Here is an 18,101-nt window from a genome sequence, read left to right as displayed (position 1 = left end):
GATTGTGCAGTAAAGCCACGATCGGCGAATGATTCTTTTGTCACACGGCTTAGTTGAAAATACTGCGTTCCAGGCAATAAGCCAATAAGTCCTGGTCGCTAGTAACATTAAGTTTTCGCATTGCCGATATCTTTTGTGCGCTGATGGTCTTGGCACTGCGGTTCTGGCTGCGGGCAATATCACTGACACTTTTTCCGGCGATAAACAGTCGCAGTATTTCAAACTCCTTGGGTGACAGGGTGGCGAATCGATCTTCGATGCCCGCGGTGGTTTCGACGACCGAAGTTTTCGCCGGTTCCAAGCTTCGATATTGGTCGCGTTGGGCTACCGCCTTGAGCGCCAGCTGGATTTCGGTGTGCAACTGGCTCTTCTGGATCACCCCGACCACGCCCAGTTCATGTAGGCGAGTAAGAATCAAATGGTTGGAGATCATCGTCAGGATCAGAAGCTGCAAGTGCGGAAAGTGCCGCTTCAGGTAATCGACCAGCTTCAGGCCGTCACCATAGGGCGAATCGGCCGGCATGTTGTAATCGGTGATTACCAAGTCCACTGGTTGTTGCTCAAGCAGCTCGACCAGCCCTTTCGAACACACGGCCTCGCCGACCACGCAAAAACGTTTGTCACGTTCTACCAGTTCGCGCACGCCGAGAATCACGATAGGGTGATCGTCCGCAATGATGACTTTGAGTTTGTCCATAGAGGCTGTCCGTAGCGCCGGTATAGAGGGTAAAGGTGTGTCCATACGGCCGCAGGTTAGCCTGATTTGTTATTGCTCGAGCGCATCCACAACAGCGGCAAGTCGGCTCAGTATCTGCTGCACTTCAAGGCGCAGGGAAGCATCGACATCTCCGCCTGCCAGACGCCACTCAAGCGCCGTACAGTGCTCGGCCAGGTCGATGGCCTGTACCGCGCTCAGGGCGCCGGCGATGCAGTGCAGCCTTTGGGCGACGATTCTACCCTCACTTTGCTCCAGCGCAGAGCAGATCAGTTGAAGGTCGTCACGCATGGTGCTGATGAACAGCGGGCGTATTTTCTCTGAAAGCTGGAGGTTGTCCGTGGCTTGGGTGGCAGCGGCAGCGTTGAGGGTGTCTGGCTCGACCCGCACTGCTACGCTTTGCAAGGCCGGGTGGCAGAGCTTGAGCAGGTGGCCACGCAGGGTTTGCAGGTTCAACGGCTTGACGATCCAGGCGTTCATGCCCGCGGCAATACAGCGCATGCCTTCTTCGTACATAGCGTTGGCAGTAACACCAACTATCGGCAGTTGAGGGTCACACTCGCGCAGCGCGTGAGCTAACTCATAACCGTTCATGATTGGCATGTTGACGTCGGTCAACACAAGGTCAAACACCTCGGGCTGCCATAGTTGCAGAGCTTGCTCACCATTCTTGGTAACCACTGCAGTACAGCCCAAAGCCTCAAGTTGTTCCTTGATGATGGCTTGGTTGATCGGATTGTCCTCTGCCACCAAGATGCGCAACTGCAGATTGCCTGCTTGTAGTTCCAGTCCCTTCGGGGAAGCTTTTGATCGTCCGTCTAGGGCCATGCCAACCGCATGGGCGATTGCCCGAACATTGTGTAAATCGACCTCCCATCCTGTCGGTGTATCCTGCGCGGGCGTAAAACCACCCGGGGTACACAAAACCCGCGGACCCGCCCAGGTGAGGCTACCGCTTCCAGGCAGCGCCTCGACAAGCACTGTTAGCGGCTGCATGGCTTCCTGTAATGGCGGTGCTAGAACAGCATTTATACCTAGGCGTACTAGCCAGTCGATCAGCGATTGAGCTAACTCATACTCAGGGGCGCGGACGTAAACCACTGGCGCGGCAGCGATGCTTGCCTTGCTTGCGGGTAGCGGACTCATCGACACCGGCAGAGTTAATTTCAGAGTAAATTTACTACCTAAGCTAGGCTCGCTTATCACGCTTAGGTCCCCGCCCATTTTTTCACTGAGCCGCCAGCATATCGACAGGCCTAACCCAGCCCCACCTTGACCACAAACATCCTGAACTTGGTAGAAACGTTCGAACAGCTTGGCCTGCTGCGCCGCCGAGATGCCGATACCGGTGTCGGTGACCTGCCACTCCAGGCTTATCGTATCGTCCTCGCGCGACAGCACCCGGGTGCGCAGGACCACACGCCCGATGTCAGTGAACTTGATGGCGTTGCTCAACAGATTATTGAGAATCTGGCGAATGCGCATCGGGTCGCCGAGCAGTCGTTCGGGCAGGGCTGCGTCAGTGCAAGCGTAGAGCTGCAGGCCCTTGCGCTGTGCGAAGGCGGCATAGGTATGCAGGGTGTCTTCGATCAGATCCAGGGGGCAGAACTCGATGCACTCGATGGCCATTTGTCCGGACTCGATTTTGGACACGTCGAGCACGTCGGTGATCAGCTGGAACAGCGTTGCCGATGAACGCTGGATGGTTTGCAGGTATTCGTGCTGGCGCGTCTCCAGGCGGGTTAGGCCAAGCAGTTCGAGGGTGCCGAGGACACCGTACAGCGGGGTGCGGATTTCATGGCTCATGGTGGCCAAAAACAAGGTCTTGGCTTCGTTGGCGGCATCGGCAGCGCGCCGTGCTTCTTCCAGTGCCGCGGCATCCTCGATGTGCCGGGTGACGTCGTTGAAGGCATACAGCCGCACATCCTGTCCCTGGTAACGGGTCGAGACAAAGCCCACCTGTAGGTGCCGGCCGTCGATTTCGAGGTAGGTCTCACCGCTCTGGCCCTGGTCAGTGCGGCACTCCAGGGCATTGATCAACTTAGCGCTGCCCAGCGATTGCTGGGCTCTCTGGTTTTCCATCAACACCTGGTTATCGACGCGGCGCACCACGCACAGGCCCGTGGGCGCAGTATCGATCACGACGCGGCTGAACGCCTCGCTCTCAGCGATACTGGCATGGGCCTCGCGGGCCGGCAGGATCACCTGACGGCGGTACCAGCGATTGGCGCCCCAGCCCATGGTAATGACCCCGAAGAGCAAAGCGCCAAGGCTTGCCAGCGGCCACAGGGCATAGCGGAACAAGCTGCGGTAGTTGATGGCATAGACTGCCGTCCACGCCGGGCCATGGTGGTTGACCAGCTTGAACACCAGGCCTTCGGACTTGAAATTGATCCCTTCATGCAACGGCGATTCAGGCCACAGAGCGCCGACCAGCACCTGGCCGGAAGGCGCGACCAGGGTGAAACTATCGTAGATCGACCATTTCATTGTGCGTTCGTAATCATTTGCTCGCGACAGGTCCAACAGGGTGGCTACCATTACTTGAGCGTGGGCATCCTGAATTAATGGATTTTCAGTGGTAAGCTGAATCTCTATCAATGCCAACAGGTATCCTAGATTGGAGCTTTCGGCCATAGGCTCAACAAGATGTTGCCATTGGACCTGGCGGTTGTTTACTGTGCCATCTTCGCGGCGCTGACTTTGAGCCACAGCATTTACCATGTCAGTAAACGCTCCATTTTTCAGAACGGTTCTGTCCCATGAAAGCCCAGACGCTGGCACGGCCACGTCGAACTTTCCTTGTCGCTCGAAAAGAAACACATAGGGCGATTGATAATGCGATGTTGACCAAAAAACACTGTAATAGGTCGCTAGGTGCGCACCGTATGAGAAGATTTTAACATATTCGCTTTCTGCTATTTTGCGAGGGTCTACTTTTGCACTAAACGGCATCGAGTAGGGTGATTCTTGGCCTTGATAAATATTGGTTCCGGCCTCTGGAAGTTCTATTAATGAGCTAAGGCCAATACTGTTGCCTTGAAGTAGCCTTCCAACGTTGGCTTGCTTGGCTAAATCCAACAAAAAACATTCTTGCTCACGCATATTCTCATTGAGGCGAGCGAAATGAAAATGCACGCTGCCGTATTGCTCGTCAATTAAGCGCTGAAGTGACCAATAACTAACGCCTATCATTATTAGCGCCAGCCCCGATGTGGCGAAAACTCCTTGGTTTAACAGCGAAGAGGTGCGTGATAGTCGTTCGAAAATAGCGCTCTTGTATTTCATCGGCTTGCTGGCGTAGTTGATGGTTGTGAGAGGGTGTTATATAGCTCTAATTTTAAATTTGCAAGTACCGTAACCGTTGACATGCAACGCCGCTTAACTATATTCAAGACGGTTCGGCTCTTCGCGGGTCGGTACGATTCCTGATGCTCTATTACAGCCTAGGATGCCTATCGGCTAGCTAAGTAGGTTGAGCGCTTGCGGCTAGGCTATATCGCTGTAGCAGGCGGTCATCCAATACCCCCTGTGCATTGGGCGTCGAAAGCGCGACACACATCTGAGTCGGCCTGATTAGTTCAGCCCCTTGGTTGCGCAAATTTATAACTGCACATGCTTCTAGGATTGCGCTGTCGAACCCAGTCCATTAGAAATACTGCAATTGAGGCCGCCTGAAAATACCGTCGTCATTTTTACGGTCATTCGTAAGTAATAATATATGTAACACTGCTGTTGGCTTTACCGGCTCTGATCGATTCAGGGCTACGATAGTAACGGGCCTTGAGCGAGATTGTGAATTGACCGGTGCTTTGCTGGGTGCCCATGTCTAAGGGCTTTCCGTAAGCTACTGGGGTTTCGTTTGACAGGACTTGAATCTTGACACCTTGAGCCGTATCGATTGAGGCGGAATCTGAGAGGTTGAGCAAACCATTTGCATTATCGTAAACACCGGCACTTCCTGGTTTAAGAGTTAATTTAACTTTGGTTCCTGTATCACAACTAAGTGGTATGGAAAACGCTTGCTCAGCAGCGGTATTTCCCGTGACGTCTAGTTCTTCCATGCCTACATCACCTAGCGGCACATTAATTTGCGCACTATTGACAAAGCAGCCGTGAGTGATGACGGTGAAGGCAGACGAGCTAACCCTTGGTTCTGGATGCTGCCAGGTGTTTTTGTTAGTCCGTAATGCGAAGCTTCCAACTTGTTGGCTTTGTCGCTTTCCAGGAGTGATTGTCCCTATTTTGTAAAACACCAACTTCATTGCGCCTTGGATAGGTTGTCCTGAAAATACTCCATTGATCGAGCACAACCTCTGCGCATCTTTACCGCCAATTGGACTAGTACCGGCAACCGGGCGAAACCCTCGACACGTTCCTACAGACTCTCCGTATACGGCGTAGCCAATGCCGGAGTCGTCGGAACCCAGTTTATAAATATTTATGCCATTAATTTGCGCGGCAGCTTGCCCCGCGCCTTTTACGAAAAACTCTTGGAAGGTGAATCCCTGGGTGCAAGCAAAAGTGTTGATTGGTGAAGTGATAATGGAAGTACCAATTTCGCTGCCAATAGCAGCGTCATTCCGAAGCGTTAAGGTAGGAATGTTAATTAGAGTATCCGCTGTGGCGGTTTCGCAGGAGGGGGCGGCGCCGATGACTGATGAGGTATAGAGTAGGGCACACGCGCAAAGGGTTATGAAAGCGCCGTTTGGATAATTGAGGAAGGCCTTCATAGAGATTGGATCCCCATGAATACCCGATGATAATCGGGGTGTTGAGGTTCTAGCTTTTCATAAGTTTTAATGCGTGGTGGATTAATGTTATTTCTATGTGGTGGCAACATGATGGCGCATACGCAGATTGAAGTTAATGTGCTTTCAAATAATGCGAACTTGGCAATATAAAGGCCTGTTTGCCTGGCGCTAATTTCAGTTTTTTATCTTCATAATTCATTGCAAGATTCATGCGGGCTGAAGGGAATCTTTGAAACTACCTTTTGCTTCACCCAATCGACATCAGACGATTCTCATTTTGGCCACAAAAGTAAGCTGGACGATCATCTGCGGCGGTTGAAAGTGCATGGGCAGACGCTGAATGACAGCGGTGAGCAGGGTTTGCATGAGGGGTTCAGTACATTGCTCGAGCCGTTGCGTGGGCTGGACAAGGAAGGGCGCCAGCGGCTGGAAAAAATCATGGTCGTGACCGCGGGCCAGCACCGCACAGCCGCACAGCCGCGCAGCATGTCGCCTTGGCGCAGGACCAGCATGTGCAGGCCTTGTGGGCCGAGCAGGCGAATACACTGCGCTCCCAGCATGAGGCCTACCTGCAGTCATTGGCTGAACTCCACCGGAGTCAGCAGGCGCAACAGGCCTGCACGGAGGCGTTGAAGTCTCAGTTGGAGGCCAGCCACAAGCAGCTCAAGCGTGTGCTGTACGGTTGCGCGGGGATGGTGTTCGCAGGTGTTTGCGCCGCGATGTATCTGATATTGCTCGCTCGATAGCGCTACCCGAATCCTGATGGAAAAGAAAAAACCCTTGAGGCCTAAATCCTCAAGGGGTTTTCTGTGCAGCGGAAGCGGCTTAGACGTTGAAGCGGAAGTGCATCACGTCACCGTCCTTGACGATGTAGTCCTTGCCTTCCAGGCGCCATTTGCCGGCTTCTTTCGCGCCGCCTTCACCCTTGTACTGGATGAAGTCGTCATAGGCGACCACTTCGGCACGGATAAAGCCTTTCTCGAAGTCGGTGTGGATCACACCGGCCGCCTGTGGCGCGGTAGCGCCGACGCGTACGGTCCAGGCGCGTACTTCCTGAACGCCGGCGGTGAAGTAGGTCTGCAGGTTGAGCAGGCCGTAACCGGCGCGGATCACGCGGTTCAGGCCTGGTTCTTCCAGGCCCAGGGCCTCTAGGAACATGTCCTTTTCTTCGCCTTCGTCGAGCTCGGCGATTTCCGCTTCGATCTTGTTGCACACCGGCACGACCACTGCGCCTTCTTCTTCGGCAATGGCACGCACGACGTCCAGGTGCGGGTTGTTGTCGAAGCCGTCTTCAGCAACGTTGGCGATGTACATCACCGGCTTGCTGGTCAGCAGGTGGAAGCCGCGGATCAGTGCCTTCTCGTCGTCTGCCATGTCCTTCATCAGGCTGCGCGCAGGCTTGCCTTCGGTGAAGTGCGGGATCAGTTTCTCGAGGATGGCTTTCTGCGCCAGGGCGTCTTTGTCACCGCCCTTGGCGTTGCGCGCAACCTTTTGCAGTTGCTTCTCGCAGCTGTCGAGGTCGGCGAAGATCAGTTCCAGGTCGATGATCTCGATGTCACGCTTGGGGTCGACGCTGTTGGAGACGTGAATCACGTTCTCGTCTTCGAAGCAGCGCACCACGTGGGCGATGGCGTCGGTCTCGCGGATGTTGGCAAGGAACTTGTTGCCCAGGCCTTCACCTTTGGAGGCGCCGGCGACCAGGCCTGCGATGTCGACGAATTCCATGGTGGTCGGCAGCACGCGGTTTGGCTTGACGATGGCGGCCAGGGCATCCAGGCGTGCATCAGGCATTGGCACGATGCCGCTGTTCGGCTCGATGGTGCAGAAGGGGAAGTTCTCTGCCGCGATGCCGGATTTGGTCAAGGCGTTGAACAGGGTGGACTTGCCGACGTTGGGCAAACCGACGATGCCGCAATTGAAACCCATGGTGAATCCCTCTTCGTGGAGTCAGGCCTTCTGGCTGTGCAGCTCTCTCATCGCACGCGTCCAGTCGCCGGCGAGGATGTCCGGCAGCACGCCGAGGGCAAAATCGATACTGGCATCCAGTTTTTCCTGTTCGGCGCGTGGCGCCTTGCCCAGGACAAAGCCGGAGACCCTGCTGCTGTCACCCGGGTGGCCGATGCCAAGCCGCAGACGGTGAAAGTCGTTGTTGTTGCCGAGTTGCGCAATGATGTCGCGCAAGCCGTTGTGCCCACCATGGCCGCCGCCCTTTTTGAGCTTGGCGACGCCTGGGGGCAGGTCGAGTTCGTCGTGGGCCACCAGGATGGCATCTGGCGGGATGCGGAAAAAATTCGCCAGTGCAGCAACGGCCTGGCCGCTGCGATTCATGTAGGTGGTGGGGATCAACAGACGGACGTCGTTGCCCTGATGGCTGAATTTAGCCGTCAGGCCGAAATACTTGCGATCAGCAGTCAGGTTGACACGCTGGGCGCTGGCAATGCGTTCTACGAAAAGAGCCCCTGCGTTATGCCGGGTCTGTTCGTATTCGGGGCCGGGGTTTCCCAGGCCGACGATCAGTTGGATGGCGGTCACGTCAGGGGCTCTTCCTTGGAGTTGGGGGCTACAGTGCGGGGCACTGTAACCCGATCAACGCCGGCGTGCCGAGTGGATTACTCAGCAGCGCCTTCTGCAGCTTCAGGCGCAACACGCGGAGCGTGAACGTTGGCAACAGCTTTGTCATCACCGTGGGCCAGAGCTACGAACTCTACGCCTTTAGGCGCTTTGAGGTCCGACAGGTGGATGATGGTGCCGACTTCAGCCTTGGCCAGGTCAACTTCAATGAACTCAGGCAGGTCTTTGGCTTCGCAGGAAACTTCGATCTCGGCCACTACGTGGGAGATTTCGCCGCCTTTCTTGACCGGTGCTTCTTCGTTGATGAAGTGCACAGGAACAACAGCGGTCAGTTTCTGGCCAGCTACAACGCGGACGAAGTCAGCGTGCATGATGAACTGCTTGGACGGGTGACGTTGCAGAGCCTTGACGATAACGTTCTGCTTGGTGCCGTCGACGTTCAGTTCGATAACGTGGCTGAAGGCAGCTTCGTTGTCGAACAGCTTGGTGATTTCCTTGGCCAGGATGGTTACGGATTCAGCGGCTTTGCCACCACCGTAAACAACAGCAGGAGTGTTGGCGGAGTGACGCAGGCGGCGGCTCGCACCTTTCCCCAGGTCAGTACGCGCTTGAGCGTTCAGAGTGAAATCAGTCATTTTGTATCTCCAAAATAGCCATTCCCGAGTGGCGTTTGCGACCAGCGCCAAAGCGGGATGGGCAAAAAAGCCCCGCCCCAACAACAAGTGTTGGGGCGGGGCGCTTTACGTCAACGTGATGTTCGCGAGGGCAGGGCCCTCAGCGGAACATTGCGCTGATCGATTCTTCGTTGCTGATGCGGCGAACCGCTTCAGCGACCACCGGTGCGATATCCAGTTGGCGGATACGCGCACAGGCTTGTGCAGCAGCGGACAGCGGGATGGTATTGGTAACCACCAGTTCGTCCAGCACGGAGTTCTCGATATTCTCGATCGCCCGACCCGACAGGACAGGGTGCGTGCAGTAGGCGTAAACCTTGGCAGCGCCGTGTTCTTTCAGGGCTTTGGCCGCGTGGCACAGGGTGCCGGCGGTATCGACCATGTCGTCGACGAGAATACAGGTACGTCCTTCGACGTCGCCGATGATATGCATCACTTCGGAGTGATTGGCCTTTTCACGGCGTTTGTCGATGATACCCAGATCGACACCCAGCGACTTGGCAACAGCACGTGCACGCACGACGCCGCCAATGTCCGGGGACACGATCATGAGGTTCTCGAAACGCTGGTCTTCGATGTCATCCACCAGAACGGGGGAGCCGTAGATGTTATCTACCGGAATATCGAAGAAACCCTGGATCTGGTCAGCGTGCAGGTCGACGGTGAGAACACGGTCGATACCAACGACGGTGAGCATGTCAGCGACGACTTTGGCGCTGATAGCTACACGCGCCGAACGCGGACGGCGATCCTGACGGGCATATCCGAAGTAAGGAATCACGGCAGTGATTCGGGACGCTGAGGAGCGGCGGAAGGCATCGGCCATCACTACCAGTTCCATCAGATTATCGTTGGTTGGCGCGCAAGTCGGCTGAATGATGAAAACGTCTTTACCGCGGACATTTTCATTAATCTCAGTGCTGATTTCGCCGTCGGAGAATTTACCGACAGAAACATCACCCAGTGGGATATGCAGCTGACGTACGACACGCCGAGCCAGATCGGGGTTGGCGTTCCCCGTAAAGACCATCATCTTGGACACGCGCAGTACCTGAAGGCTGAGGGTATACCTGGATGAGTATAAGGAAAATGGCAGGGGCGGCTGGATTCGAACCAACGCATGGCAGGATCAAAACCTGCTGCCTTACCGCTTGGCGACGCCCCTGTATCTGTTGCTGCGAGTACCTTGTACTCGATTCCTAGTGCAGACTTTGCAACGTTCGGTGCAACATTGAGATGTTGCTGCCTTTGGCTACAAATCCTGTTTGGGTATCTGCAAGAAGGGCCAAAACTTTATCAGCTTCAGCTTTGCTTGGGAAGGCCCCAAACACACAACTTCCAGTTCCGGTGAGTCTTGCTTCAGTGAATTTGCTTAGCAAATTCAGTGAGTTACGTACTTCTGGGTAACTCTGCTCAACTACCGCTTGACAGTCATTACGACTGTTTCCCTTGGGAACGGGGCGCATCTTAAGGGGCAAAGAATCACGTGTCAACTGCGGGTGTGAAAAAATTTCTGCTGTACTAACAAATACTTGTGGAACGAGCACCAGGTACCAAGGCTCTTCGGGGTCGACCGGGGTCAGCTTCTCGCCCACGCCCTCGGCAAATGCTGCGTGGCCACGCACGAAAACCGGTACGTCGGCGCCCAGGCTCAGGCCCAGTTCAGCGAGTTGATCTTCACCGCAGTCCAGCTTCCACAGATGGTTCAAGCCCAGCAGGGTAGTAGCGGCATCCGAGCTGCCGCCGCCGATGCCGCCGCCCATGGGCAGGATTTTTTTCAGCCAGATGTCGGCGCCCAGCGTGCAGCCGGTGAGTTGCTGCAATTTGCGCGCGGCCTTGACGATCAGGTTGCTGTCGTGGGGGACCTCCTGGAGGTCGCTGTGCAGGTGGATCTGGCCATCATCGCGTACGGCGAATTCGAGTTCGTCGGCATAGTCGAGGAACTGGAACAGCGTCTGCAACTCGTGATAGCCGTCGGGGCGACGGCCGAGAATGTGCAGCATCAGGTTGAGCTTGGCGGGCGCTGGCAGGGTCAACCGGGTCATGTCAGTGCCCCAGCTGGCGTGGCTGCCAGTCCTTGACCACTACCGTCACATCAATATTCTGGCCGTGCAGCTTGAAGCGCTCGGGCAACCAGTAGCCGTTCTGTTCGGTGTAGCTCAAGTACTGCACGTCCCAACCATCCTGCTTGAGGCTGGCCAGGCGGCTGTCGCTGCCAAGGGTCAGCTGGCTCTTGCTGTCGGGGGCAGGCAAGCCGCGCACCCACCAGACCAGGTGCGAAACCGGCAGTTCCCAGCCAAGTTGTTCTGCCAGCAGGGCCTCGGGGTTCTTGGCTTCGTAGCGGCCCTGGTTGGCCACTTCCAGCACCACGCCACCGGGGCGACCGGTCAGTCGGGCTGCACCACGACCCAGCGGGCCCGACAGGCGAATGTCGTAGTAGTCCTGGCGCTGCAGCCAGAACAGGGTGCCGCTGCCGGAGTCTTTGGGTGCGCGAATACCGACCTTGCCGTTGATCTGCCAGCCGTCCAGGGTGCTGAGTTGCTGTTTGTGTTCACGCCACAGTTGCGGGCTGCCTTGGCCCTGGAGGGCCTCGCGGGAGCCGAAGCCGGCGCAACCGGCAAGCAGGGCGATCAGGCTGAAGGTGATGCAGTGGCGCAAAAACATAGGCTTAAAGAGTCTCGGATCCGGTCAGGCGCAGAACAGTCTTGCGCAGGATGGGGCTGTCGGGTTGGGTCTCGAAGGCCTTGGCCCAGGTTTGTCGGGCCTCGCGGCGCTTGCCGTTGGCCCACAGCACTTCACCCAGGTGCGCGGCGACTTCGTGGTCGGGAAAGCGCTCGAGCGCCTGGCGCAGCAGGCGCTCGGCTTCGTCGAGGTTGCCCATCCGGTAGTTGACCCAGCCGAGGCTGTCGAGCACGGCGGGGTCGTCCGGGGTGATCTGGTGGGCTTTCTCGATCAGGGCCTTGGCTTCGGCATAGCGTGTGGTGCGATCGGCCAGGGTGTAGCCCAGGGCATTGAGGGCCATGGCGTTCTCCGGCTCGCGGGCGATGATGCTGCGCAAGTCCTTTTCCATCTGGCCCAGGTCATTGCGCTTTTCGGCCAGCATGGCGCGGGTATAGAGCAGGTTGTTGTCGTCCGGATACTGCTTGAGCGCTGTTTCGAGCACGCCCAGGGCCTGGGCATCCTTGTCGTTGTTGCCCAGGGCCTCGGCTTCGATCAGGTACAGCTGGATGGCATAGTCGGGCTGGACATCGCGGGCCATGGCCAGGCGACGCGAGGCTTCGGCACTGCGGCCGTTGGCCACGAGTATGTCGGCCTGGCGCAACTGCGCCGGCAGGTAGTCATTGCCCGGGCCTACCAGGCCGTACTCGTTCAGGGCTTCTTCGAGCTGGTTGCGCTCTTCATGAATGCGGCCCAGGTTCAGGTGCGCGGCATCCACATGGCTGTCGCGCTCGATCAACTCTTGCAGGTAGCCGGCGGCTTCGTCCCAGTTCTTGGTTTCCAGGCAAATGAGTGCCAGGGAATAGCGCAGCTCATCGTCGTCCGGGTATTGCTGGACCAGGCTCGAGAACTCGACCTTGGCGTCGTCCAGGCGATCCTGTTCGACCAGTGTGCGCGCGTAGGTCAGGCGCAGGCGCTTGTCGTCCGGGTATTGGCGGATGGTTTTTTGCAGCAGCGGCAGGGCCTCTTCGCCGCGACCCACGCTTTGCAGCAGGCGGGCGCGCAACAGCACCGGGGCAATTTCACCATCGTCGGCCGGGTGCTCTTCAAGCAGGTTCAGGGCGGCTTCGGCGTTGCCGTCCTGCTGAAGCAGCAGGGCCTTGCCGAATACCAGTTGGCCGTTGTCCGGGTATTTTTTCAGCAGGCGGTCAAAGCTGTTCTGCAGGCCGTCGCGGGTGTCCTGGTCGGTTTCAGCGGCCGACAGGGCAAGAAAATCGAAATGCGTGTCGCCCTGGCCTTGCAGCACCTTCTCCATGTAGACCATCGAGTCGTCATAGCGGCCACTGCGAGCCAGCTGGATGGCGGCGGCGCGTTGGGCATCGAGGCTGTCGGGGGCGTTCTTGGCCCAGATCAGGGCGGTGTCCAGGGCGGGCTGGTCGGCGCCCAGGTATTCGGCGATGCGATAGGCCCGCTCGGAAATCCCGGCGTCCTGGGTCTTGATGGCTTCGCTGACGTAGTTGTCGAGGGCGATGTCGAAACGGTTGCGCTGGCCGGCCAGCTCTGCGGCCAGCAGGTTGTAGACGGTGTCCTGGCTGAACGATCCATAGACCACGGGTTTGTCTGGCTGCTGTTGCACGGCATCGAGGGCAGGCGCCTGGGCATCGGTGGAGTCCAGGGTCTGACAGCCCTGGAGCAGGGCCAAGGCAAGGAGCAACGCGTAGGATCTATTCATAATGAGGATTTGGGCGGCTTACCAGCGGTCGGATCATCATGACACAAGCGCCGGGGCAAACCCATAAGCGAAGGTCTCGGTAGGGGTAGTCTATAGAGACAATAGCGAGCGGTGGTTGTTCTGAAACCTGCGAAGTAGGACAATTATCGGCTTCTCGTCATAATCAGCGACCTTGCATGGCCTTTCTTGCCCTCGGTATCAACCATAAGACTGCCTCGGTAGACGTACGCGAGCGCGTGGCGTTTACCCCTGAGCAGCTGGTGGACGCCTTGCAGCAGCTCTGCCGACTGACCGCCAGCCGCGAGGCTGCGATCCTTTCGACCTGTAACCGCAGTGAGCTCTATATAGAGCAGGACCACCTGGGCGCAGAAAGCGTTCTGCGCTGGCTGGCCGAATATCATCAGCTGAGTCTCGATGAATTGCGCGCGAGCGCTTATATCCACGAAGATCATGACGCCGTGCGGCATATGATGCGCGTGGCTTCCGGGCTTGACTCGCTGGTGCTTGGCGAGCCGCAGATCCTTGGGCAGATGAAGTCGGCCTATGCGGTTGCCCGCGAGGCCGGGACCATCGGTCCGCTGCTCGGTCGCTTGTTCCAGGCCACCTTCAGCGCTGCCAAGCAGGTGCGCACCGATACCGCCATCGGCGAAAACCCGGTGTCGGTGGCCTTTGCCGCTGTCAGCCTGGCCAAGCAGATCTTCAGCGACCTGGGGCGCAGCCAGGCACTTTTGATCGGCGCGGGTGAAACCATCACCCTGGTCGCCCGCCACCTGCACGAGCAGGGGGTGCGACGGATTGTGGTAGCCAACCGGACCCTGGAGCGGGCCAGTACCCTGGCTGAGCAGTTCGGTGCCCATGCGGTGCTGCTGGCCGATATTCCCCAGGAGCTGGTCAACAGCGACATTGTGATCAGTTCCACCGCCAGCCAACTGCCAATCCTGGGCAAGGGCGCGGTGGAAAGTGCCTTGAAGCAACGTCGGCACAAACCGATCTTCATGGTCGATATCGCCGTGCCGCGCGACATCGAGCCCGAGGTCGGCGAGCTCGACGACGTCTACCTCTACACGGTCGATGACCTGCACGATGTGGTCGCCGAGAACCTCAAGAGCCGGCAGGGTGCAGCCCAGGCCGCCGAAGAGCTGGTGACCGTCGGCGCCGAGGATTTCATGGTGCGCCTGCGCGAGCTGGCTGCGGTGGACGTGCTCAAGGCGTATCGTCAGCAGAGCGAACGCCTGCGCGACGAAGAACTGCAAAAGGCCCAGCGCTTGCTGGCCAACGGTGCCAGCGCCGATGAGGTGCTGGTGCAGCTGGCGCGCGGGCTGACCAACAAATTGCTGCATGCGCCCAGTGTGCAACTGAAAAAGCTCTCTGCCGAAGGCCGCCTCGATGCGTTGGCCATGGCTCAGGAACTCTTTGCCCTCAATGAGGGTTCGACGGATAAAACCCCGCAATGAAAGCGTCGCTGCTCAATAAGCTGGATACTCTCCAGGACCGTTTCGAGGAATTGACCGCCCTGCTGGGCGATGCCGAAGTCATCTCCGATCAGACGCGTTTTCGCGCCTATTCGCGTGAGTATGCCGAGGTCGAGCCGGTTGCGGCGACCTATGCCCAGTGGCGCAAGGTCCAGGATGATCTGGCCGGCGCCCAGGCGCTGCTCAAGGACAGCGATCCCGATCTTCGCGAAATGGCCGTCGAGGAAGTGCGCGAGGCCAAGGAGCAATTGGCCGCGCTGGAAGGCCAACTGCAGCGCATGCTGCTGCCCAAGGACCCTAACGACGGGCGCAACGTATTCCTGGAAATCCGCGCCGGTACCGGCGGTGACGAAGCGGCGATCTTCTCCGGCGACCTGTTCCGCATGTATTCGCGCTACGCCGAGCGCCGTGGCTGGCGCCTGGAGATTCTCTCGGAGAATGAAGGCGAGCATGGCGGTTACAAGGAGATCATTGCCCGGGTCGAGGGTGACAGCGTCTACGGCAAGCTGAAGTTCGAGTCTGGCGCCCACCGCGTGCAGCGAGTGCCGGAAACAGAATCCCAGGGCCGTATCCACACCTCGGCCTGCACCGTGGCGGTGCTGCCCGAGCCGGATGAGCAAGTGGCGATCGAGATCAACCCGGCCGACTTGCGCGTGGACACTTACCGTGCCTCGGGCGCGGGTGGCCAGCACGTCAACAAGACCGACTCGGCGATCCGCATCACCCACTTGCCGACCGGTATCGTCGTCGAGTGCCAGGAAGAGCGTTCCCAGCACAAGAACCGCGCTCGGGCGATGTCCTGGCTGTCGGCCAAGCTCAACGACATGCAGACCAGCGCGGCACAGAATGCCATCGCCAGCGAGCGCAAGCTGCTGGTGGGCTCGGGCGACCGCTCCGAACGAATTCGTACCTACAACTATCCACAGGGCCGGGTGACGGATCACCGTATCAACCTGACCCTGTATTCGCTGGATGAAGTGTTGGCCGGTGGGGTGGACGCGGTGATCGAACCGCTTCTGGCCGAGTATCAGGCTGACCAACTGGCTGCACTGGGTGAGTAAATGACGATTATCGCCAGCCTGCTTCGCGCTGCGGAGCTGCCGGATTCGCCAACGGCGCGTCTGGATGTGGAACTGCTGTTGGCCGCGGCCATCGGCAAGTCGCGAAGCTACCTGCATACCTGGCCCGAGCGGATTGTCAGCAGCGAAGCGGCGCTGACGTTCGCCCAGTACCTGCAGCGCCGCCGCAGCGGCGAGCCGGTGGCCTACATTCTGGGCCAGCAAGGGTTCTGGAACCTGGACCTTGAAGTGGCGCCGCATACCCTGATCCCACGTCCGGACACCGAGTTGCTGGTCGAGACTGCCCTTGAATTGCTGCCGCCCACGCCTGTGCGGGTGCTGGACCTGGGCACGGGCACTGGTGCCATCGCCCTGGCCCTGGCCAGCGAGCGGCCCCAGTGGCAGGTCACGGCCGTGGACCGCGTGCTTGAGGCCGTGGCCCTGGCCGAGCGCAATCGCCAGCGCTTGCAACTGAACAATGTCCAGGTGCGCAGCAGCCACTGGTTCGATGCCCTGCAAGGCGAGCGCTATGAGCTGATCATCAGCAACCCGCCCTACATTGCCAGCGAAGACCCGCACCTGGTTGCTGGCGATGTGCGTTTCGAGCCGAGCAGTGCCCTGGTGGCCGGTGTCGATGGCCTGGACGACCTGCGCACGATCATCAGCCAGGCCCCGGCGCACCTGCAGCCCGGCGGCTGGTTGTTGCTCGAACATGGTTACGATCAGGGCGCAGCGGTACGTGAACTGCTGGCGCGCCACGATTTTGAACAGATCGAAAGCCGCATCGACCTGGGCGGCAATGAACGTATCAGCCTGGGGCGACTGTCGTGCTAAGTGATCAGGAACTATTGCGCTATAGCCGGCAGATCCTCCTGGCTCAGGTCGATATCGACGGCCAGATGCGCCTGAAGAACAGCCGCGCACTGATTGTCGGGCTCGGCGGCCTGGGCTCGCCGGTGGCCTTGTACCTGGCAGCTGCCGGTGTCGGAGAGCTGCACCTGGCCGATTTCGACACGGTTGATGTAACCAACCTGCAACGTCAGGTGCTGCACGACTCCGCCTCGGTTGGCCTGAGCAAGGTCGATTCGGCGTTGGCCCGCTTGCAGGCGATCAACTCCGAGATTCGTCTGGTTGCTCACCGCAGTGCGCTGGATGAAGACTCCCTGGCCGCTGCGGTCCAGGCAGTGGACCTGGTGCTGGATTGTTCCGATAACTTCTCCACCCGCGAGGCGGTCAATGCTGCCTGCGTGGCCCAGGGCACACCCTTGGTCAGTGGTGCGGCAATCCGCCTGGAAGGGCAGCTGTCGGTGTTCGACCCACGCCGCCCCGAAAGCCCTTGCTACCACTGCCTTTATGGACATGGCAGCGAGGCCGAGCTGACCTGTAGCGAAGCCGGGGTGATCGGTCCATTGGTTGGCCTGGTGGGCAGCCTGCAGGCATTGGAAGCGCTCAAGCTGCTGGCCGGATTCGGCGAGCCGTTGGTAGGGCGCCTGTTGCTGATCGATGCCTTGGGCAGCCGCTTCCGGGAATTGCGGGTCAAGCGCGACCCCGGCTGCAGCGTCTGTGGCGCGGACCATGGCTGATCAGGCCTCGGCGCCCGTCGGCGTCTTTGACTCGGGCGTGGGTGGCCTGTCGGTGCTGGCAGAAATCCAGCGTCTGCTGCCCAACGAATCGCTGCTTTATGTGGCCGACTGCGGGCATATTCCCTACGGCGAAAAATCCCCTGAGTTCATTCGCGAGCGCTGCCGCCTGGTGGCCGAGTTCTTTCGCGAACGGGGCGCCAAGGCCATGGTGCTGGCCTGCAACACTGCCACCGTGGCAGCCGTGGCCGATCTGCGCGAGCAGTACCCGCACTGGCCGCTGGTGGGTATGGAGCCTGCGGTCAAGCCCGCTGCGGCAGCAACCCGCAGTGGCGTGGTCGGTGTGCTGGCTACGACTGGCACCCTGCAGAGCGCCAAGTTCGCCGCCTTGCTCGACCGCTTCGCCAGCGATGTGCGGGTTGTCACTCAGCCTTGCCCGGGCCTGGTCGAATGCATCGAGGCGGGTGACCTGAACAGCCCCGCACTGCGTAATCTGCTACAGGGCTACCTGCGTCCCTTGCTCGATGCCGGTTGCGACACCCTGATTCTGGGCTGCACCCATTACCCCTTCCTCAAGCCATTGCTGGCGCAAATGGTGCCGGCTTCCACCGCCATTATCGACACCGGCGCCGCGGTTGCCCGCCAATTGCAACGCCTGCTCGGTGAGCGTCACTTGTTGTCGACAGGGCCCGCCCGTGACGCGCAGTTCTGGACCAGCGCGAGTCCAGAACATTTGCGAAAGATCCTTCCAATGTTGTGGAATAAATCTGACAGTGTGCGAAGCTTCACAATGTAAAAAAAGTGTGAAAAGCACTGAACATTGGCTGAACTAACGCAACGCCGACGATTTCTAAAAATTTGTCCAGCGAGACAAAAGAACCAACTAC

General features: G+C 58.6%; 16 protein-coding genes and 1 tRNA gene. 6 read left to right on the top strand and 11 right to left on the bottom strand.

From position 1 onward, the window contains the following. Positions 1-49: 49 nt before the first annotated feature. The 3 genes from ABVN19_RS18945 to ABVN19_RS18935 form a co-directional block, all read right to left on the bottom strand. Entirely contained in the window at positions 50-697 is a 648-nt protein-coding gene (locus ABVN19_RS18945) for a response regulator (RefSeq protein WP_105641648.1), read from the bottom strand. Between the two features lie 69 nt (positions 698-766). Then, on the bottom strand, positions 767-4,003 hold the full coding sequence (locus tag ABVN19_RS18940; protein WP_105641647.1) for a response regulator: 3,237 nt from the start codon (positions 4,001-4,003) through the stop codon (positions 767-769). Between the two features lie 413 nt (positions 4,004-4,416). Next, positions 4,417-5,448 (bottom strand): fimbrial protein, encoded by a 1,032-nt coding sequence (locus tag ABVN19_RS18935; RefSeq protein ID WP_105641646.1) that lies wholly within the window; start codon positions 5,446-5,448, stop codon positions 4,417-4,419. A 515-nt stretch (positions 5,449-5,963) separates the two neighbouring features. On the opposite strand from ABVN19_RS18935, the gene ABVN19_RS18930 reads away from it, so the two are divergent. After that, positions 5,964-6,215, top strand: a complete 252-nt coding sequence (locus ABVN19_RS18930) for a hypothetical protein (protein WP_158259225.1) — start codon at positions 5,964-5,966, stop codon at positions 6,213-6,215. A gap of 79 nt (positions 6,216-6,294) precedes the next feature. On the opposite strand, the gene ychF is transcribed toward ABVN19_RS18930, so the two are convergent. The 8 genes from ychF to ABVN19_RS18890 form a co-directional block, all read right to left on the bottom strand. Further along, on the bottom strand, positions 6,295-7,395 hold the full coding sequence (gene ychF, locus ABVN19_RS18925) for a redox-regulated ATPase YchF (RefSeq protein WP_028944089.1): 1,101 nt from the start codon (positions 7,393-7,395) through the stop codon (positions 6,295-6,297). Positions 7,396-7,416: 21 nt separating this feature from the next. Continuing rightward, on the bottom strand, positions 7,417-8,001 hold the full coding sequence (gene pth / locus ABVN19_RS18920; protein WP_028944090.1) for an aminoacyl-tRNA hydrolase: 585 nt from the start codon (positions 7,999-8,001) through the stop codon (positions 7,417-7,419). Positions 8,002-8,078: 77 nt separating this feature from the next. Then, on the bottom strand, positions 8,079-8,675 hold the full coding sequence (locus ABVN19_RS18915) for a 50S ribosomal protein L25/general stress protein Ctc (protein ID WP_028944091.1): 597 nt from the start codon (positions 8,673-8,675) through the stop codon (positions 8,079-8,081). Positions 8,676-8,814: 139 nt separating this feature from the next. Continuing rightward, positions 8,815-9,756 (bottom strand): ribose-phosphate pyrophosphokinase, encoded by a 942-nt coding sequence (locus ABVN19_RS18910; protein ID WP_028944092.1) that lies wholly within the window; start codon positions 9,754-9,756, stop codon positions 8,815-8,817. A 48-nt stretch (positions 9,757-9,804) separates the two neighbouring features. Further along, positions 9,805-9,879, bottom strand: a tRNA-Gln gene (locus tag ABVN19_RS18905). Between the two features lie 34 nt (positions 9,880-9,913). Beyond that, positions 9,914-10,759: a 4-(cytidine 5'-diphospho)-2-C-methyl-D-erythritol kinase gene (gene ispE / locus ABVN19_RS18900; RefSeq protein ID WP_028944093.1), complete on the bottom strand. Its 846-nt coding sequence runs from the start codon at positions 10,757-10,759 to the stop codon at positions 9,914-9,916. 1 nt (position 10,760) lies between these two features. Beyond that, the gene (gene lolB / locus ABVN19_RS18895; RefSeq protein ID WP_028944094.1) at positions 10,761-11,378 is read right to left on the bottom strand and encodes a lipoprotein insertase outer membrane protein LolB; all 618 of its coding nucleotides are present in this window, start codon (positions 11,376-11,378) and stop codon (positions 10,761-10,763) included. Positions 11,379-11,382: 4 nt separating this feature from the next. Continuing rightward, positions 11,383-13,104, bottom strand: coding sequence for a tetratricopeptide repeat protein (locus ABVN19_RS18890; protein ID WP_028944095.1), 1,722 nt, complete (start codon positions 13,102-13,104; stop codon positions 11,383-11,385). A gap of 176 nt (positions 13,105-13,280) precedes the next feature. Here ABVN19_RS18890 and hemA point away from each other — a divergent pair, with 176 nt between their 5' ends. Genes hemA through murI form a run of 5 tightly spaced genes read left to right on the top strand, consistent with a single transcriptional unit; the run spans position 13,281 to position 18,010 of the window. Further along, positions 13,281-14,558, top strand: a complete 1,278-nt coding sequence (gene hemA, locus ABVN19_RS18885) for a glutamyl-tRNA reductase (protein WP_028944096.1) — start codon at positions 13,281-13,283, stop codon at positions 14,556-14,558. Beyond that, entirely contained in the window at positions 14,555-15,637 is a 1,083-nt protein-coding gene (gene prfA, locus ABVN19_RS18880; RefSeq protein WP_028944097.1) for a peptide chain release factor 1, read from the top strand. The genes hemA and prfA overlap by 4 nt, the downstream gene beginning before the upstream one ends. Further along, positions 15,638-16,468: a peptide chain release factor N(5)-glutamine methyltransferase gene (gene prmC / locus ABVN19_RS18875; protein WP_028944098.1), complete on the top strand. Its 831-nt coding sequence runs from the start codon at positions 15,638-15,640 to the stop codon at positions 16,466-16,468. Next, complete coding sequence (locus ABVN19_RS18870; RefSeq protein WP_105641643.1) at positions 16,462-17,217, top strand: molybdopterin-synthase adenylyltransferase MoeB; 756 nt, start codon at positions 16,462-16,464, stop codon at positions 17,215-17,217. The genes prmC and ABVN19_RS18870 overlap by 7 nt, the downstream gene beginning before the upstream one ends. Beyond that, positions 17,210-18,010: a glutamate racemase gene (gene murI / locus ABVN19_RS18865; protein ID WP_028944100.1), complete on the top strand. Its 801-nt coding sequence runs from the start codon at positions 17,210-17,212 to the stop codon at positions 18,008-18,010. Before ABVN19_RS18870 ends, murI begins: the two co-directional genes overlap by 8 nt. Positions 18,011-18,101: the final 91 nt, after the last annotated feature.

This window comes from Pseudomonas vranovensis (genome assembly GCF_040438935.1).
In the GTDB taxonomy this organism is placed as follows: Bacteria; Pseudomonadota; Gammaproteobacteria; order Pseudomonadales; family Pseudomonadaceae; genus Aquipseudomonas; species Aquipseudomonas vranovensis.
This window is presented reverse-complemented; position numbering and strand designations above follow the sequence as displayed.

Coding starts and splice junctions, on each gene's coding strand:
- ABVN19_RS18945 (WP_105641648.1), bottom strand. CDS start 697: ATGGACAAACTCAAAGTCATCATTGCGGACGATCACCCTATCGTGATT.
- ABVN19_RS18940 (WP_105641647.1), bottom strand. CDS start 4,003: ATGAAATACAAGAGCGCTATTTTCGAACGACTATCACGCACCTCTTCG.
- ABVN19_RS18935 (WP_105641646.1), bottom strand. CDS start 5,448: ATGAAGGCCTTCCTCAATTATCCAAACGGCGCTTTCATAACCCTTTGC.
- ychF (WP_028944089.1), bottom strand. CDS start 7,395: ATGGGTTTCAATTGCGGCATCGTCGGTTTGCCCAACGTCGGCAAGTCC.
- ABVN19_RS18915 (WP_028944091.1), bottom strand. CDS start 8,675: ATGACTGATTTCACTCTGAACGCTCAAGCGCGTACTGACCTGGGGAAA.
- ispE (WP_028944093.1), bottom strand. CDS start 10,759: ATGACCCGGTTGACCCTGCCAGCGCCCGCCAAGCTCAACCTGATGCTG.
- lolB (WP_028944094.1), bottom strand. CDS start 11,378: ATGTTTTTGCGCCACTGCATCACCTTCAGCCTGATCGCCCTGCTTGCC.
- ABVN19_RS18890 (WP_028944095.1), bottom strand. CDS start 13,104: ATGAATAGATCCTACGCGTTGCTCCTTGCCTTGGCCCTGCTCCAGGGC.
- hemA (WP_028944096.1), top strand. CDS start 13,281: ATGGCCTTTCTTGCCCTCGGTATCAACCATAAGACTGCCTCGGTAGAC.
- prfA (WP_028944097.1), top strand. CDS start 14,555: ATGAAAGCGTCGCTGCTCAATAAGCTGGATACTCTCCAGGACCGTTTC.
- prmC (WP_028944098.1), top strand. CDS start 15,638: ATGACGATTATCGCCAGCCTGCTTCGCGCTGCGGAGCTGCCGGATTCG.
- murI (WP_028944100.1), top strand. CDS start 17,210: ATGGCTGATCAGGCCTCGGCGCCCGTCGGCGTCTTTGACTCGGGCGTG.